Genomic DNA, 15,001 nt, shown 5'->3' on the forward strand with positions numbered 1-15,001 from the left:
TCACATCCGAAACAGCCCGAACTGCGCCCGATCCGCGATCGGCGCGTTGAGGGTCGTCGCGAAGGCGAGACCGAGCACGTCCCTCGTCTGAACCGGATCGATGATGCCATCGTCCCACAGCCGCGCCGTGGCGTGATAGGGGTTGCCCTCGTCCTCGTAGCGCTGGCGGATCGGCGCCTTGAACGCCTCCGCGTCCTCGGGCATCCAGTTGTCGGCGTCCTTGTGGACCGTGGCCAGAACCGACGCCGCCTGCTCGCCCCCCATCACGCTGATTCGACTGTTGGGCCAGGTGAACAGGAAGCGCGGGGAAAAGGCTCGGCCGCACATGCCGTAATTGCCGGCGCCGAAGCTGCCGCCGATCAGGACGGTGATCTTGGGCACCTGCGCGGTGGCGACGGCGGTTACCAGTTTGGCGCCGTCCTTCGCGATTCCGCCGGCCTCATATTTGCCGCCGACCATGAAGCCGGAGATATTCTGCAGGAACAGCAGGGGCGTACGGCGCTGGCAGGCGAGCTCGATGAAATGAGCGCCTTTCAGTGCGCTTTCCGAAAAGAGGATTCCATTGTTGGCCAGGATGGCGACGGGAATCCCCCAGATGCGGGCGAAGCCGCACACCAGGGTGCTGCCGTAGAGATGCTTGAATTCGTGGAACTCGGAACCGTCGACGATACGGCCGATCACCTCGCGCACTTCATAGGGCGTGCGAACATCGTCCGGTATGATCCCGTAAAGCTCGGCCGGGTCGAGCTTCGGCTCGACCGGCTCCGCCAGGTCGAGGTCGACGCTCTTCACCCGGTTGAGCCGTGCGACAATGTCCCGAACGATGGCCAGCGCATGATCGTCATTCTCGGCGACGTGATCGACCACGCCCGAACGCCGGCCATGCACTTCGGCGCCGCCCAGGTCCTCGGCCGAGATCACCTCGCCGGTCGCCGCCTTCACCAGCGGCGGGCCGCCGAGGAAGATGGTGCCCTGGTTGCGGACGATCACCGTCTCGTCCGACATCGCCGGAACATAGGCGCCACCGGCGGTGCAGCTTCCCATCACGCAGGCGATCTGGGCGATGCCGAGGCTGCTCATCTGCGCCTGGTTGTAGAAGATGCGGCCGAAATGCTCCCGGTCCGGGAAGACCTCCGCCTGGTGCGGCAGGTTGGCGCCGCCGGAGTCGACCAGATAGACGCACGGCAGCCGGTTCTGCAGCGCGATCTCCTGCGCGCGCAGATGCTTCTTCACCGTCATCGGGAAATAGGCGCCACCCTTCACGGTGGGGTCGTTCGCGATCACCATCGTCTCGAGCCCCGACACCCGGCCGATGCCCGCGATCATCCCCGCGCCGGGGGCCTCATCCTTGTACATGCCGCCGGCGGCGAGCTGCCCGATCTCGAGGAAAGGCGAGCCCGGATCGAGTAGCCGGTGGACGCGCTCGCGCGGCAGCAGCTTGCCGCGCGCGACATGCCGCTCGCGATGCTTTTCGGGTCCGCCGAGCGCGGCGAGCGCAACCTTCTCGCGCAGCGCTTGCGCCAGTGATCGATTATGGCCGGCGTAGCGGCGGTAAAGGTCGGAGCCCTCGTCCACGCTGCTCGTAAGGACGCTCATGCCTGCGGCGCCTCCGGATGCAGCGGCTGCTTGCGCACCAGATAGCGGTAGATGCCGATCACGTTGATGGCCAGCAGCACGACATTCTGGGTCGTCAGCCCGCCGGTGTCATCGATCGTTCCGAACCAGATCCACGCCACGTTCATCGTGCAGAACAGCACGAAGCCCCAGCCGGTGACCTTGCGGTTGACGTCCGACGCGATCATCAGCGCGGCGACGATGCCGCTGATGGTCGCATACCATTCCAGGATCTCGGCGAACGTCATGAGCGGCTCCCCTGCACCTGTGCGGGGCTCACGCGCCCGCCCCGATCAACTCGCGGCCGATCAGCATCCTGCGTATCTCGTTGGTGCCGGCACCGATGTCGAGCAGCTTGGCGTCGCGCATGTAACGCTCGACCGGCCAATCCTTGGTGTAGCCCGCGCCGCCCAGCGCCTGGACCGCCTCGTTCGCGACGCGGACCGCATTCTCGGACGCATAGAGGATCGCGCCGGCAGCGTCGAAGCGCGTGGTCTGTCCGGCATCGCAGGCCCTGGCGACCTGATAGACATAGGCGCGTGCCGAATTGAGCGCGACATACATGTCGGCCACCTTGGCCTGCATCAGCTGGAAGCTGCCGATCGGTTGGCCGAACTGCTTGCGCTCGCGCACGTAGGGGAGAACAGTGTCGAGGCAGGCCTGCATGATTCCGAGCTGGATTCCGGCGAGCACGGTACGCTCATAGTCCAGTCCGGACATCAGGACTCCGACGCCGCCATTTTCCGGGCCCATGACATTCTCGTCGGGAACCTCGCAGTCCTGGAAGACGAGCTCTCCGGTCGGGCTGCCGCGCATACCGACCTTGTCGATCTTCTGACCGATGGAGAAGCCCGGCATGTCCTTCTCGATGAGGAAGGTGGTGATGCCGCGCGAGCCTTCGCCGGTCTTCGCATAAACGACGAGGGTGTCCGCATAAGCCGCGTTGGTGATCCAGAATTTCGTCCCGTTGAGGACGTAGCCGCCCTGAACCTTCTCGGCCTTCAGCTTCATCCCGACCACGTCTGACCCGGCGCCCGACTCCGACATGGCGAGGGCGCCGACATGCTCGCCCGAAATGAGTTTCGGAAGATAGTTTCGCTTCTGCGCCTCATTGCCCCAGCGGCGGATCTGGTTGACGCAAAGGTTCGAATGGGCGCCGTAGGACAGGCCGATCGACGCGGAGGCCCGAGCCACCTCTTCCTGGGCTATGACATGTTCGAGATAGCCGAGGCCGAGGCCGCCATATTCCTCCTCCACGGTGATTCCATGCAGGCCCAGCTCACCCATTTGCGGCCACAGCTCGCGCGGGAACCAGTCCTTCTCATCTATTTCGGCGGCGAGCGGCGCGATCTTGTCCGCGGCGAAACGCCGGGTGGTGTCGCGGATCGCTTCCGCCATCTCCCCCAGCGCGAAATCGAGCCCCAATTCGGCCATGCATCCACTCCTGTCGCAGGCGCCGTAGCAGAGCGCCGTGGATTTGAACAAGGCGGGCGCCGGACCTATGTGCAGTGCACAATATCAGCGCCCCTCGCTATCGAGGATGGTCCAGCAAGGAGCTTCCGCATGTCCGCAGCCGACCCGATCGTCATCCTATCTTATGCGCGCACGCCGATGGGCAGCTTCCAGGGCTGCCTTTCAGGCGCCAGTGCAACGCAACTGGGCTCGACCGCGGTGGCCGCTGCCGTGGAACGGGCCGGGATTTCTCCCGATTCGGTCGAAAAGATCTTCATGGGATGCGTGCTTCCCGCCGGCCTCGGCCAGGCGCCGGCGCGCCAGGCCGCGCTCGGTGCCGGCCTGCCCCGCTCGGTCGAGGCGACGACGGTGAACAAGGTATGCGGATCTGCCATGCAGGCCGCCATCTTCGCCCACGACATGCTCGCGGCAAACTCGGCGGACATGATCGTGGCCGGTGGCATGGAGTCGATGTCGAACGCGCCTTATCTGATGAAGAAGCACCGCTCCGGCGCCCGCATCGGCCACGACACGGTCTACGACCACATGATGCTCGACGGATTGGAGGACGCCTATGATTCTGGGCGTGCGATGGGAACGTTCGCCGAGGATACGGCGCGCGAATACCAGTTCACCCGTGAGGCGCAGGACGACTATGCGATCGAATCGCTACGCCGCGCCAATGAAGCGATCCGAAGCGGTGCCTTCGAGCGCGAGATAGCGCCCGTGACCGTCACCAGCCGCAAAGGCGAGGAGAAAATTGCGGTCGACGAGCAGCCCGGCAAGGCCAATCCGGAGAAGATCCCGAACCTGAAACCCGCTTTCGCCAAGGACGGAACGATCACCGCTGCCAATGCCAGCTCGATCAGCGACGGCGCCGCCGCCTTGGTGCTCACGCGGATGAGCGTCGCCGAGAAGCTTGGGATTAAGCCGGTGGCACGCATTCTCAGCCACGCCGCGCATGCGCACGAGCCGGCAAAGTTCACCACCGCGCCGATCGGCGCTATGCGCAAGGCGCTGGACAAGGCCGGCTGGACGACCGGCGAGGTCGACCTGTACGAAGTCAACGAGGCATTCGCCTGCGTGGCGATGATCGCGATGCGCGATCTGGGCATTCCGCACGACGTCATCAACGTTCATGGCGGCGCCACCGCGCTGGGCCATCCGATCGGCGCCAGCGGCGCGCGGATCATGGCGACTTTGCTGTCGGCGCTGGAAGGCCGAGGCGGTCGGCGCGGCCTCGCGTCTTTGTGCATCGGCGGCGGCGAAGCGACCGCCGTGGCTCTGGAGCTGATCGACTAGGAAGCCGGATCGGGAGGCCTGCGCCGGAAGCGCGAACCTCCGGGGCGGTCCACCTCGGGGACACGGATCGTCAGCAGCGGTTCAGCTTGGCTGAAGGAGAAACGGCCGTCGCCCCGCCAGGGGCAAAAGGGATGGTTGCGGCACGAGGAAGAGCTGTTTCGAGACGAAGCGACCGCCGCAACGGTCCGGATCTGCATGGGGAATGATCAATGAAGACGCGCCTGTTCGTGATGGCTCTCGCCACCGCCTCCATCCTTGCCACGCCTGCCTTCGGCCAGAGCCGGGCCGAGGAGGATCGCTGGCGGGCGGCCCAGCAGCGGTTCGACCAGGAGCGCGCGATCTACGACCGCGAGCGGGAGCGCTACGAGGAGGCCGTCCGGCGCGACGAAAGCTATCGCGCCTCCTACAACGACTATGATTATGATGCCGCTCGCGATTATCGCGAGGATCCCCGCTACCAGGAGCGGCCGATGGGCGCGGAGGATCATGTCTATCGCGGCTCGGACGGGCGCTATTATTGCCGGCGCAGCGACGGAACGACGGGACTGGTCGTCGGCGCCGGCGCCGGCGCTTTGCTGGGCCGCGCCATCGACGGCGGCCGGAGTCGGGCCACCGGCACGATCTTCGGCGGCGTTCTCGGCGCACTGCTCGGCCGGACGGTGGAGCAGAATGCGGACGTGCGCTGTCGCTAGGCAGGGCCCGTTTCAGCGGCTGCTCAGGTAAGCGAACGGGATCCAATCCGGTTCGCGACCTGCTTCATTCCTGGAGTTCGACCGGTTTCTCGGTCTCGCTCTGCCCTTCGCCGACGCTCTGGAGGGCGTCGACGAAGGCCTTGCGCCACCAGACGACGTCCTCGCCTTCGATGCTGTCCATCATCGCCCGCCAGCGCCGGATCCGCTCCACCTTGGGCATGTCGAGCGCCTTGGCGATGGCGTCGCTGATCTCATCCTTGCTGTAGGGATTGACCAGCAGGGCCTCCTTGAGCTGCAGAGCCGCGCCGGCGAAACGGGAAAGGATCAGCACGCCCGGATTTTCCGGATCCTGTGCGGCGACATATTCCTTGGCGACGAGATTCATGCCGTCGCGCAGCGGGGTCACCAGGGCGATCTCCGCGGCGCGGTAGAAGCCGGCCAGCTCCTCGCGCGGATAGCCCTGGTTGACGTAGCGTATCGGCACCCAGTCGATCTCCGCGAATTCGCCGTTGATGCGGCCGGACAGCTCGTCGAGCTGCTCGCGAATATGCTCGTAGGTATGGACCTCACCGCGCGACGGCGGAGCGATCTGGAGGAAGGACACCCTGCCGCGGCAATCGTCATGCTCCTCGAGGAAGCGGCGATAGCCGAGGAAGCGCTCGGCGAGGCCCTTGGAATAATCGAGCCGGTCGACGCCGATGATGACATGCTTGTCCTCGACGCTGCGCCGAAGCCGCTCATTGGCCATCCTGGCGGTATCGGACGCGACCGCCCCGCTAAATTCGGCGGCGTCGATTCCGATCGGAAAGGCGGCCGCCTTCACCCGGCGGTTGCCGACGCAGATCGTTCCGTCGGCCTCCACCGTGCCGCCCATTTCGCGCTCGATATAATGGTGAAAGGAATCGAGCCATTCCTCCGTCTGGAAGCCGATCAGGTCGTAAGCCAGCATCGAGCGCACCAGCCTCTGGTGGAAGGGCAGCGACACGAGCAGACGCTGCGGCGGCCAGGGAATGTGAAGGAAGAAGCCGATCCGGTTCTTCAGCCGCCGCTCCCTCAACTGCATGCCGAGCGGGATCAGGTGATAGTCATGCACCCAGACGAGATCGTCAGGCTCGATCAGAGGCGCGACCGTCTCAGCAAAGCGTTCGTTTACCCGCTCGTAGCCGCTGCCGAAGCTGCGGTCATACTCGGCCAGGTCGATCCGGTAGTGGAAGAGGGGCCACAAGGTGCGGTTCGCGTAGCCGTTATAATATTCGTCGACGTCCTGCTCCTCCAGGTCGATCGTCGCCGTGGTGACCCCCTCGTGGCGCTGCAGGTCGATATGGCCGGTAAATTCGTCCGTCTTGTTGCCGGACCAACCGAACCAGAGGCCGCGATATTCCCTCAGCGCCGCCGCCAGCGCGACCGACAATCCGCCCTGGGCGCCGCCGGCGCTGCGGGCCTTCGGGGCCGATACGCGATTGGAGATGACGATCAGGCGGCTCATCGGACGGAGCTCCAAGGTTGGGAAAGTAGGCCGGCGCAGTTGATCAATCCGACCAGCGAATAAGTTTGCGGATAGTTTCCCCACAGCTCGCCAGTCTGGAAATCGGTATCCTCCGACAGCAGGCCGGCCGGCGTGAGCCTTTCGAGGGTTTCCATGAACAGCGCTCTGGCCTCCTCGTGCCGCCCAACCAGGTGAAGCGCCTCGATGAACCAGAAGGTGCAGAAGTTGAAGGCGGTTTCGGGGAGCCCGAAATCGTCCTCGCTGGCGTAGCGGAGCATGTGCTGACCGCGGCGAAGCCCCTTCTCGACCGCATTGAACGTGTTGACGAACCGGCTGTCCCCAGCGTCCAGGAAGCGCATGTCGAGCAGCTGGAGAAGGCTCGCATCGAGCTCCGTGCCGCCGAAGGTGGCGGCGAACCTCTTCTCGTCCTTGAGCCAGGCCTTCCCCTCGATCGCCTTGCGGATCTTCATGGCGCGCTGGCGCCAGAGCTTTGCCCGCTCGTTCAGCTGAAGCTCTCCGGCGATATTGGCCAACCGGTCGCACGCCGCCCAGCTCATCACCGAGCTGTAGGTGTGCACGCCGGTGCGCGTGCGGAACTCCCACAAACCGGCGTCCGGCTGGTCGTGTGTCGTCCAGGCGAGTTCGCCGACCTTCTCGAGCGAGACGAAATCTTCCTCGGTCGCCCTGCGCAGCAGGCGCTCGTCGAAGAAAGCCTGGGTGTTCGACAAGATGATCTGCCCGTAGGCGTCGTGCTGCACCTGCGTGAAGGCGGCGTTGCCGACCCGCACCGGCCCCATGCCGCGATAGCCGGCCAGCGAATCGGCGACGCCTTCCTCGAGCTTCGGCTCGCCGGACACGGCATAAAGCGGCTGGATATGGCCACCCTTGGACTGGTCGACGATGTTCCTGAGATAGCTCAGATAGTTTTCAAGAACGTCCAGTGCGCCCAGCCGGTTCAGCGCCTGGACCGTATAGTAAGCGTCGCGAATCCAGCAGTAGCGATAGTCCCAGTTTCGACCGCTGTGCGCGGCTTCGGGGATCGAGGTCGTAAGTGCCGCAACGATCGCACCCGTCTCGTCATGCTGGCACAGTTTTAGCGTGATCGCGGCTCGGATCACGTTCCGCTGCCATTCGAGCGGGATCGCGAGGCCGCGCACCCATTCGCGCCAATGATCGGCAGTCTGGTGCAGCATCGACGCCAGCGACATGGTGACATCGCCCACGAACGGTTCGTCGGGACCCAGGAAGAAATGCAGCGACTTCTCGATCCGGAAGCTGCGGCCTTCGAGCAGGTGGATCACCGGCGCGTCGGTGGTCAGGCGCAGCGGCTGAGGCCTCAGCAGATAGCGTATGTGGTTGGTGCCGCTGGTCCGTTCGGCGTCCTTCTCGCCCCAGTTGACGCAAGGGTTGAGGCCGATCCGGATTCGTGCCGCGCCGACGATCGGGCGAACGATGCGAATGAACGCGACGGGCCGATACATACGCCCGGAGCGCTCGAACCGGGGGCAGAAATCGAAGACCTCGACCACCGCGCCGTCGGCATCGGTCAGGCGGGTGATCAGGATCGGCGTGTTCTTGATGTATCGCTGCTCGGCCGAGACCTGATTCTCGATCGAGATCCGCCACTCGCCGCGCGGCAGCGGCGCTTCTCCCTTGGGCTCGAGCAAGGCGCAGAACAACGGGTCGCCGTCGACGCGCGGCTGGCACCCCCAGACGAAACCGGCGCGGTCGTCGATGAGGGCGCTTACCTGGCAATTGCCGATCGGCCAGAGATTGAGGCTGCTCACGCCAGCGCGCTCAGCCAGGCCGCGACCGCTGCGACCGATTCGAGGCCGTAGGTCGCCGCGGTTTCGCGCGGCCGCCCGACCAGCACGCCGGCCCCGCCGAGATCGGCGGCCGCGTCGAAGCCATGCTCGTCGGTCAGATCATCGCCCACGAATACAGGACGCGCGTCGATGAATTCCGGTTCCGTCATGAATGCGCGCAAGGCATCTCCCTTTGTAGCGCCGACCGGCCGCAGCTCGACCACCATGTTACCGCGCTGGACCGACCAGCCACGCTCTTCGGCCAAAGCCGCCATGAACGAATCCACCGCCTCGGCCTCAGCCGGCGCGCGCCGAAAGTGGAGCGCGATCCCCGCCGGCTTCTCCTCGACAAGGAGGCCCGGCCGGTCGCTGGCGAAGCGCCGAACGCGCTCGTGCACATCTTCCAGCCCGACCGGAACGCTGAGCGGCAGGCCCGTCCCATCCGGCAGCTGAAGTTCGAGACCGTGCGAGCCGGAGAAGGCAATGCCAGACAGGGGTAAATGACGCTCGAGGTCCGCGATCGAGCGTCCGCTGATGATCGCGAGCCGGCCGCCGAGCCTCCTTCGCAAGCGACGGAGCAGGGCTTCGAGCTCGGGCGCGACCCGAATCGAATCGGGCGTTTCGGCGAGCTCGACCAGGGTGCCGTCAAAATCGAGGAACAAGGCCGCGCCGTCGAGCAGGTCGGGCGGCGGGGGCGGAAGGAGATGCATGCGCCCCCGTGGCAAGGCGCGGCGCGAATCTCAAGCAGGCTCGGCGCGAAGTGCGGGCGCGGCGATCGTCAGCGCGCGCATATCCTCATCCCACCGTCTCGTCGGGGCGCACGCCCCAGATATGTCCGACGCGGATGAAGCCGCCGCGGCGGCCGACGACGAAGCGGCACCAGCCGGACGCACAGTTGGAAATCCGGCCTACGACGCCGGGCTCGACGCGGAACTGCACCGGCGACGCCTCGTCCGGCTCCTCGTGCAGGGGCCGCGCGGCATCGCCGCGGACGATCGCGGTCCGCGTGTCGCTCAGCAGGTTCACCAGCATCCAGCCGGTCGTCCCGTCCGGATCGCGGATCTTGCGCCAGCTCTGATAGACTTCGATCACTTCGATCGGCAGATCGGGCCGGACGTAGAGCCAGGTCGCCGGATAGTTGCGGCCGGGGCCTGTCCGCATCATCGCGCGGCTCGCCGAGATCGACGCCCAATAGGGCGTCTCGCGCGGCGGCTGCGCCTGCGCCACGCTCAGCGAAAGCAATACCGCCATCGCGGCCAGTGCTGCGCAGACGCGTCTCGTCATGAGCTCCCCTTCCTCGTCATTCCCGCCAAGCGCGAGTCCCGTTCGTTCACGTCGTCGCCGGCAAGAGCTGGTTCCCCGCGAGCGCCGGCATGACGTAGGCAGCCATCGGGAACCAGCACGCCAACCCAGCTTAGAGGGCGACGGTCCGCGCCTCAACCGACAGCAAGGCGGATTTCCGCATACGCCCTCCCGCTTGGTCAGTAGCCCGTCTGAATCCGTTCCATGAGCTGCTTCACCGTCGGCACGAATCCGTTCGAATAGAAGGGGTCGTTCTTGAATCGAAAGGCCGAGTGGCCGGCGAACATGAGGTTCTGGTCGACCGGGCCGCCATGGGCGATGTCCTGCAGCGTCTTCTGGATGCAGAAGCTGCGCGGATCGGCGAGCCGGCCCGTCGTGTTCTTCTCATTGTCGGCCCAGGACGAGAAGGCGCATTGGGAAAGGCAGCCCATGCAGTCGGCCTGGTCCTTTCGGATGTGATGCTTCTCCTCCGGCGTGGTGAAGACCAGGGTTTCGTCGGGAGTCTTCAATGCCTCGGTGAAGCCTTGCGCATACCATTCGCGGGCATGGAGCAGGTCGCCCTTGGTGACCCAATAATTCTTCTTGGTGCCGATGCCGACGTCGAGCTGGAACCGGTGATCGCCGAGCGGCTCCTTCGTGAAGGCGATCTGGCGCAGCGAGCGCGCCTCGAGCGCGCGCAGGAACGGATTGCGCACCGCGGACGAGTAGAAGCCGGTCGGCGAGAAGCGATGAAGGAGGATGTCGCCCTCCTCGAGCGTCATCAGCCGCTGCTTCCACTCCTCGGGAATCGGGCTTTCCTGCGTAAGCAAGGGACGGGTGCCGAACTGGAAGGCGATCTGCCCCAGCTCCGGATTATCGATCCAATGTTCCCATTCCTTCAGGTTCCAGACGCCGCCCGCCATGACGATCGGGACATGATCCGGGATTCCGCCTTCGCGCATGGTTTCGCGCAGCGCCTTGACGCGTGGATAGGGATCCTCCGGCTTCAGCGGATCCTCCGCATTGCTGAGGCCGTTATGGCCGCCGGCGAGCCAGGGATCCTCGTAGACCACTGCCGCCAGCCATTCGGCCGCCTTGTGATAGGCGCGCTTCCACAGCGCGCGGAAGGCGCGGGCGGAGCTGATGATCGGCAGATAGCTGACCCCGTAGGAGGCCGCGATTTCCGAAAGCTTGTAGGGCATCCCCGCGCCGCAGGTGACGCCGGCGACCAGGCCCCGGGTCCGCTCGAGCACGCCGTGCAGCACGCGCTGCGCGCCGCCCATCTCCCACAGGACGTTGATGTTGATCGCGCCGCGGCCGCTGGCGACCTCATAGGCGCGCTGGACCTGCTGGACCGCGCCGTCGATCGCATATTGGACCAGCTCCTCGTGCCGCTCGCGGCGCGTGAGGGCATGGTAGACCTGGGGGACGATCTTTCCGTCCGGATCGTAGCTGTCGGCGTTGACCGCGGAGACCGTCCCGATGCCACCGGCCGCGGCCCAGGCGCCGGAGCTCATGTGATTGGTCGCCGAAACGCCCTTGCCGCCTTCGATGAGCGGGAGCACTTCGCGGCCCGCATAGAGGATCGGGCTTATTCCCTTGAACAATCGTGCCTCCCAAAAAATGACGCCGCCTATAAGCGGATTGCGCCCTTCACGCAAAAGTTCCCGGAGACTTGGTAAACGCTTCTGGGCGGCCGATGGCTTCGCCGTAAAGCCCCGCATAAGCGGTAATCATCCCATGCTCGTCAAACTCGGCGGCGGCGCGGGACCGATTGGCGGCACCGACCGCCCGGCGCAGCTTCGGCTGATCGGCGAGGCTGTCGAGCGCGGCGGTGAAGGCCGCCTCGTCCAGGGGGTCGACGATCAGCGGCCGGTTGTCCTGCGAAACCATCTCCGGGATGTCACCGACGGCGGTCGCGACCGCCGGCAAGCCGGCCGCCATCGCCTCGACCAGGGAAATAGGAAATTGTTCGCTGTCGGACGACAAGGCGAAGATGTCGAAATGACCGATCCAGCGGACGGGATCGGCGAGGAAGCCGGGCATCAGCAGCCGCGAGGCGATGCCCGCCACGCGCGCCTCGGCGGCAATCCGCTCGCTCTCGGGCCCCTCGCCGACGATGACGAGCCGCGCCTGCTTGTTCGCCATGGCCGCGAAGGCGCGTACCAGCCGCGGCAGGTTCTTGACCTGGCGCAGGCCGGCGACGGTGCCGACCACGACTTCTCCGCTCCGGCGCTCGAAGCCGGGGATGGTCTCCGGTTCGGGAGGAGCGGTGAAGCGGCCGACCGATACGCCGTTGCCTATCCGCACCACGCGGGCCGGCGTCTGGCCCCAGGCCCGAAGCGCGATCCGTTCGAGCCGCCGGGACGGAACGACCAGGCGAAAGGCGCCGGGCAAGCCGGCGCGGCGATACAGATTGCGGCGCGACTTCAGGACCTGCGCTTCGTCCTCGTTGAAGCCGTCCTCATGGTGGATCAGGGGCGCACCACCGAACAGGCGGTTCGCCATCACCGCGTCGAAAGCGCCCCAATTATAGGTCAGCACGAGGTCGAAGTGGCGCAGATAGCGCGACAGCCGCCACAGCCGGACGGGATCGGGATTCCCGGTCAGGGGCGGAGCGTCGGCGGGAAAGTCGACTTTGATTCGGCGGTCGATCGCTGCGCGCGCCTCCAGCCGCGCGGGCATGGCGCTGACGACGACATGCTCCGCTTTGTCGCCGAACGCGTTCATCAAGCGCACGGCGCGCGCCTCCTTGCCGCCCAGGGAGAAGGTCGAGTGGCAGTGGAGGATGCGGACCGGCGGCGCCATGCGGCTTTATGGCGCGATCCTGCGAATGTTGGAACCGTCGCAGGGGCGGCGACGGGATCAGGCGGCAGCTCCGCGTTCGTACCAGCCGCGGGACCGTTTCACGATCCACACGACGGAGAGCATCACGGGCACCTCGACCAGCACGCCCACCACCGTCGCCAGCGCTGCGCCCGAGTTGATTCCGAAGATCGAGATGGCCGCGGCGACGGCGAGCTCGAAGAAGTTTGACGCGCCGATCAGGGCCGCCGGCGCCGCGACGCACCAGGCCACGCCGAAGGTACGGCTGAGCCAATAAGCGAGCGCCGAGTTGAAATAGACCTGTATCAGGATCGGAACCGCGAGCAGCAGGATGACCAGAGGCTGTCCCAGGATCTGCTCGCCCTGGAAGCCGAACAGCAGGACCAAGGTCGTCAGCAGAGCGACGAGCGACACCGGCCCCAGGCGCTTCAGCAACGCGTCAAGCGCCGGCTTTCCTCCGCCCGAGAGAACCGAGCGGCGGATCAGCTGCGCGATGATCACGGGGATGAGGATGTAGAGCATGACGGACAAGAGCAAGGTGTCCCACGGGACGGTGATCGCCGCCACGCCCAGGAGCAGGCCGACAATGGGGGCAAAGGCGAAGACCATGATGACGTCGTTCAGCGCCACCTGGCTGAGCGTGTAGTTCGGCTCGCCGTCACAAAGGTTCGACCAGACGAATACCATCGCGGTGCAGGGCGCCGCGGCGAGCAGGATGAGGCCGGCAATGTAGGACGGAATCTCGCCCGCCGGCAGCCAGGGGGCGAACAGCCAGCCGACGAACAGGGTCGCCAGCGCCGCCATCGAGAAGGGCTTGACGGCCCAGTTGATGAACAAGGTGACTCCGACGCCCTTCCAATGCTGCCGCACCGATCCGAGCGCGCCGAAATCTATCTTGAGCAGCATCGGGATGATCATCAGCCAGACCAGCACCGCCACCGGCAGGTTGACCCGGGCAATCTCCGCCGCTGCGATAAGTCCGAACAATGCAGGAAAGAGGTGCCCGAGGCCGATTCCGGCAAGGATGCACAAGGCTACCCAGACCGAGAGATAGCGTTCGAAGAGGGTCATGCCCGGCCGGGCAGATGCCGTCCCGGATGCTGCGGTTGCCACGCGTGATATGCCTTCTTACTGCTTGTTCAATGATAGATTCGGCGCGGTCCAGGGCGCTTCATTCCGCGAGTGCCGTGCTCCCGTCGCCTTCGCGCCCGATCGCCTGGAGCCGGCTGCTCAGTGCGATCCGGTCGATCCCCTCGATCGGCAGGGCCAGGAAGAGCGAGATCCGATTGGAGAGATAGTTGAGCGCGCGCGCAAAGGCCTCGCTCTGGCCCGACCCCTCGACCCGGGCCGGGTCCTCGATGCCCCAATGGGCGGTCGTCGGATGGCCCGGCCAAATCGGGCACGTCTCGCCGGCGGCGTCGTCGCAGACCGTGAAGATGAAATCGAGCTCGGGAGCGTCCGGCCGGGCAAACTCGTCCCAGCTCTTCGAGCGGAGCCCGTCGGTCGGGAAGTCGAGGGAGGAGAGCAATGAGAGCGCCTGCGGGTGCACCTCGCCGCGGGGGAAGCTGCCCGCCGAGAAGGCGCGGAACCGGCCCTCGCCCATCCGCTCGAGCAACGCCTCGGCCAGGATGGAGCGGGCGGAATTGCCCGTGCAGAGGAAGAGCACGTTGTGAACGCGCTTGGTCATGGCTCTTTTTCCCCGTCGCCCGTCAATGCGATGCCGAGCCGCAGCAGGCCGGATCGCTCGCTGCTGGCGCGGAAGTTGCGGGATCGGTCCGATCCACCGAAAGGGCTCCGAGGCCGGGGCTGTCGCCATAGACCGTCGCTTCGCCATGGGTGAGGAAGGTCTCCCACACCACGCCCTGCGGATCGGCTATCCAGCTCTTCTCGGATTTTGCGTAGCAGCAGGTGGTCGCGCCTTCCTCGAGCACCGGCCGATCGGCCGTTTCAAGCCGCCGATAGACTTCCGCCAGCTCGCCTTGGTCCTCGACCTGGATTCCGAGATGCTGAATGCCGGTGGAATCATGATTTCCGGCGGAGATGGCGAAGTTCACCCTCGGATCGTCGAGCATCCACTTGGCATAATCGGGCTTGCGGACGGTGGGCTCGGCCGCGAACAGCGTCGAATAAAAATGGATCGACCGGTCGAGATCGCCGACCGCGAGGTGAACGTGCAAACGCTTCATGCTCTCTTCCTTTCTTCGGGCGTCCTTTCGTCGGGCGCTTCTGCGGCGCAGGCTGCCGGAGGGGCGCAACCGGCCTCTCCGCAGCAATTCTCCATGAGGTATCCGACCAGCGCGTTCATCGCTTCGTAGTCGGCGGTGTAGATGAGCGACCTTCCCTGCCGGCGCTGCAGGACGAGGCCCGAGTGGGTCAGATGGGCAAGGTGAAAGGACAAAGAGGAGTTGGGAATGCCAAGCGCCTCGGCGACCGCTCCGGCCGGCATTCCGGTCTCACCGGCCTGCACCAGCATCCGAAACGAGGCCAGCCTGTGCTCTTGCGCAAGAGCGCTCAGCGCCTTCACCGCCGTCTCGCTTTCCACC

General features: G+C 65.7%; 15 protein-coding genes. 2 read left to right on the top strand and 13 right to left on the bottom strand.

The features are described from left to right. The 3 genes from EKM57_RS02595 to EKM57_RS02605 are packed head-to-tail and all read right to left on the bottom strand — an operon-like array spanning window position 1 to window position 3,048. Window positions 1-1,596, bottom strand: coding sequence for a carboxyl transferase domain-containing protein (locus EKM57_RS02595; RefSeq protein ID WP_129790875.1), 1,596 nt, complete (start codon window positions 1,594-1,596; stop codon window positions 1-3). Further along, a complete protein-coding gene (locus EKM57_RS02600; protein ID WP_129790876.1) occupies window positions 1,593-1,862 on the bottom strand; it encodes a hypothetical protein in 270 nt (89 codons plus the stop codon). The genes EKM57_RS02595 and EKM57_RS02600 overlap by 4 nt, the downstream gene beginning before the upstream one ends. A 28-nt stretch (window positions 1,863-1,890) precedes the next feature. Further along, on the bottom strand, window positions 1,891-3,048 hold the full coding sequence (locus tag EKM57_RS02605) for an isovaleryl-CoA dehydrogenase (RefSeq protein ID WP_129790877.1): 1,158 nt from the start codon (window positions 3,046-3,048) through the stop codon (window positions 1,891-1,893). Between the two features lie 129 nt (window positions 3,049-3,177). Here EKM57_RS02605 and EKM57_RS02610 point away from each other — a divergent pair, with 129 nt between their 5' ends. Both EKM57_RS02610 and EKM57_RS02615 read left to right on the top strand, forming a co-directional pair. Next, a complete protein-coding gene (locus tag EKM57_RS02610; protein ID WP_129790878.1) occupies window positions 3,178-4,368 on the top strand; it encodes an acetyl-CoA C-acyltransferase in 1,191 nt (396 codons plus the stop codon). 209 nt (window positions 4,369-4,577) lie between these two features. Further along, entirely contained in the window at window positions 4,578-5,060 is a 483-nt protein-coding gene (locus EKM57_RS02615; protein ID WP_243450852.1) for a glycine zipper 2TM domain-containing protein, read from the top strand. Between the two features lie 64 nt (window positions 5,061-5,124). Here the strand turns inward: EKM57_RS02615 and otsA are convergent, their stop codons facing one another. From otsA to EKM57_RS02665, 10 genes are all read right to left on the bottom strand, one after another. Then, window positions 5,125-6,546 carry an alpha,alpha-trehalose-phosphate synthase (UDP-forming) gene (otsA, locus tag EKM57_RS02620; protein ID WP_129790879.1) on the bottom strand — a complete coding sequence of 474 codons (1,422 nt, stop codon included), beginning with the start codon at window positions 6,544-6,546 and terminating at the stop codon, window positions 5,125-5,127. Next, window positions 6,543-8,333, bottom strand: coding sequence for a glycoside hydrolase family 15 protein (locus EKM57_RS02625; RefSeq protein WP_129790880.1), 1,791 nt, complete (start codon window positions 8,331-8,333; stop codon window positions 6,543-6,545). Before EKM57_RS02625 ends, otsA begins: the two co-directional genes overlap by 4 nt. Continuing rightward, complete coding sequence (otsB, locus tag EKM57_RS02630; protein ID WP_129790881.1) at window positions 8,330-9,061, bottom strand: trehalose-phosphatase; 732 nt, start codon at window positions 9,059-9,061, stop codon at window positions 8,330-8,332. Before otsB ends, EKM57_RS02625 begins: the two co-directional genes overlap by 4 nt. 85 nt (window positions 9,062-9,146) lie before the next feature. Further along, the gene (locus EKM57_RS02635; RefSeq protein WP_129790882.1) at window positions 9,147-9,635 is read right to left on the bottom strand and encodes an SH3 domain-containing protein; all 489 of its coding nucleotides are present in this window, start codon (window positions 9,633-9,635) and stop codon (window positions 9,147-9,149) included. Window positions 9,636-9,832: 197 nt separating this feature from the next. After that, complete coding sequence (locus tag EKM57_RS02640; protein WP_129790883.1) at window positions 9,833-11,239, bottom strand: nitronate monooxygenase family protein; 1,407 nt, start codon at window positions 11,237-11,239, stop codon at window positions 9,833-9,835. 46 nt (window positions 11,240-11,285) lie between these two features. Beyond that, window positions 11,286-12,440 (bottom strand): glycosyltransferase, encoded by a 1,155-nt coding sequence (locus tag EKM57_RS02645; protein WP_129790884.1) that lies wholly within the window; start codon window positions 12,438-12,440, stop codon window positions 11,286-11,288. 57 nt (window positions 12,441-12,497) lie between these two features. Then, on the bottom strand, window positions 12,498-13,529 hold the full coding sequence (gene arsB / locus EKM57_RS02650) for an ACR3 family arsenite efflux transporter (RefSeq protein WP_129790885.1): 1,032 nt from the start codon (window positions 13,527-13,529) through the stop codon (window positions 12,498-12,500). A gap of 100 nt (window positions 13,530-13,629) precedes the next feature. Next, entirely contained in the window at window positions 13,630-14,145 is a 516-nt protein-coding gene (locus EKM57_RS02655; RefSeq protein ID WP_129790886.1) for an arsenate reductase ArsC, read from the bottom strand. A gap of 22 nt (window positions 14,146-14,167) precedes the next feature. Further along, a complete protein-coding gene (locus EKM57_RS02660) occupies window positions 14,168-14,644 on the bottom strand; it encodes an ArsI/CadI family heavy metal resistance metalloenzyme (protein WP_129790887.1) in 477 nt (158 codons plus the stop codon). After that, window positions 14,641-15,000, bottom strand: coding sequence for a helix-turn-helix transcriptional regulator (locus EKM57_RS02665; RefSeq protein WP_129790888.1), 360 nt, complete (start codon window positions 14,998-15,000; stop codon window positions 14,641-14,643). The genes EKM57_RS02660 and EKM57_RS02665 overlap by 4 nt, the downstream gene beginning before the upstream one ends. Window position 15,001: the final 1 nt, after the last annotated feature.

Source organism: Sphingosinicella sp. CPCC 101087 (assembly GCF_004151485.1).
Classification (GTDB): domain Bacteria; phylum Pseudomonadota; class Alphaproteobacteria; order Sphingomonadales; family Sphingomonadaceae; genus Allosphingosinicella.

Coding starts and splice junctions, on each gene's coding strand:
- EKM57_RS02595 (WP_129790875.1), bottom strand. CDS start 1,596: ATGAGCGTCCTTACGAGCAGCGTGGACGAGGGCTCCGACCTTTACCGC.
- EKM57_RS02600 (WP_129790876.1), bottom strand. CDS start 1,862: ATGACGTTCGCCGAGATCCTGGAATGGTATGCGACCATCAGCGGCATC.
- EKM57_RS02605 (WP_129790877.1), bottom strand. CDS start 3,048: ATGGCCGAATTGGGGCTCGATTTCGCGCTGGGGGAGATGGCGGAAGCG.
- EKM57_RS02610 (WP_129790878.1), top strand. CDS start 3,178: ATGTCCGCAGCCGACCCGATCGTCATCCTATCTTATGCGCGCACGCCG.
- EKM57_RS02615 (WP_243450852.1), top strand. CDS start 4,578: ATGAAGACGCGCCTGTTCGTGATGGCTCTCGCCACCGCCTCCATCCTT.
- otsA (WP_129790879.1), bottom strand. CDS start 6,546: ATGAGCCGCCTGATCGTCATCTCCAATCGCGTATCGGCCCCGAAGGCC.
- otsB (WP_129790881.1), bottom strand. CDS start 9,061: ATGCATCTCCTTCCGCCCCCGCCGCCCGACCTGCTCGACGGCGCGGCC.
- EKM57_RS02635 (WP_129790882.1), bottom strand. CDS start 9,635: ATGACGAGACGCGTCTGCGCAGCACTGGCCGCGATGGCGGTATTGCTT.
- EKM57_RS02645 (WP_129790884.1), bottom strand. CDS start 12,440: ATGGCGCCGCCGGTCCGCATCCTCCACTGCCACTCGACCTTCTCCCTG.
- arsB (WP_129790885.1), bottom strand. CDS start 13,529: ATGACCCTCTTCGAACGCTATCTCTCGGTCTGGGTAGCCTTGTGCATC.
- EKM57_RS02655 (WP_129790886.1), bottom strand. CDS start 14,145: ATGACCAAGCGCGTTCACAACGTGCTCTTCCTCTGCACGGGCAATTCC.
- EKM57_RS02660 (WP_129790887.1), bottom strand. CDS start 14,644: ATGAAGCGTTTGCACGTTCACCTCGCGGTCGGCGATCTCGACCGGTCG.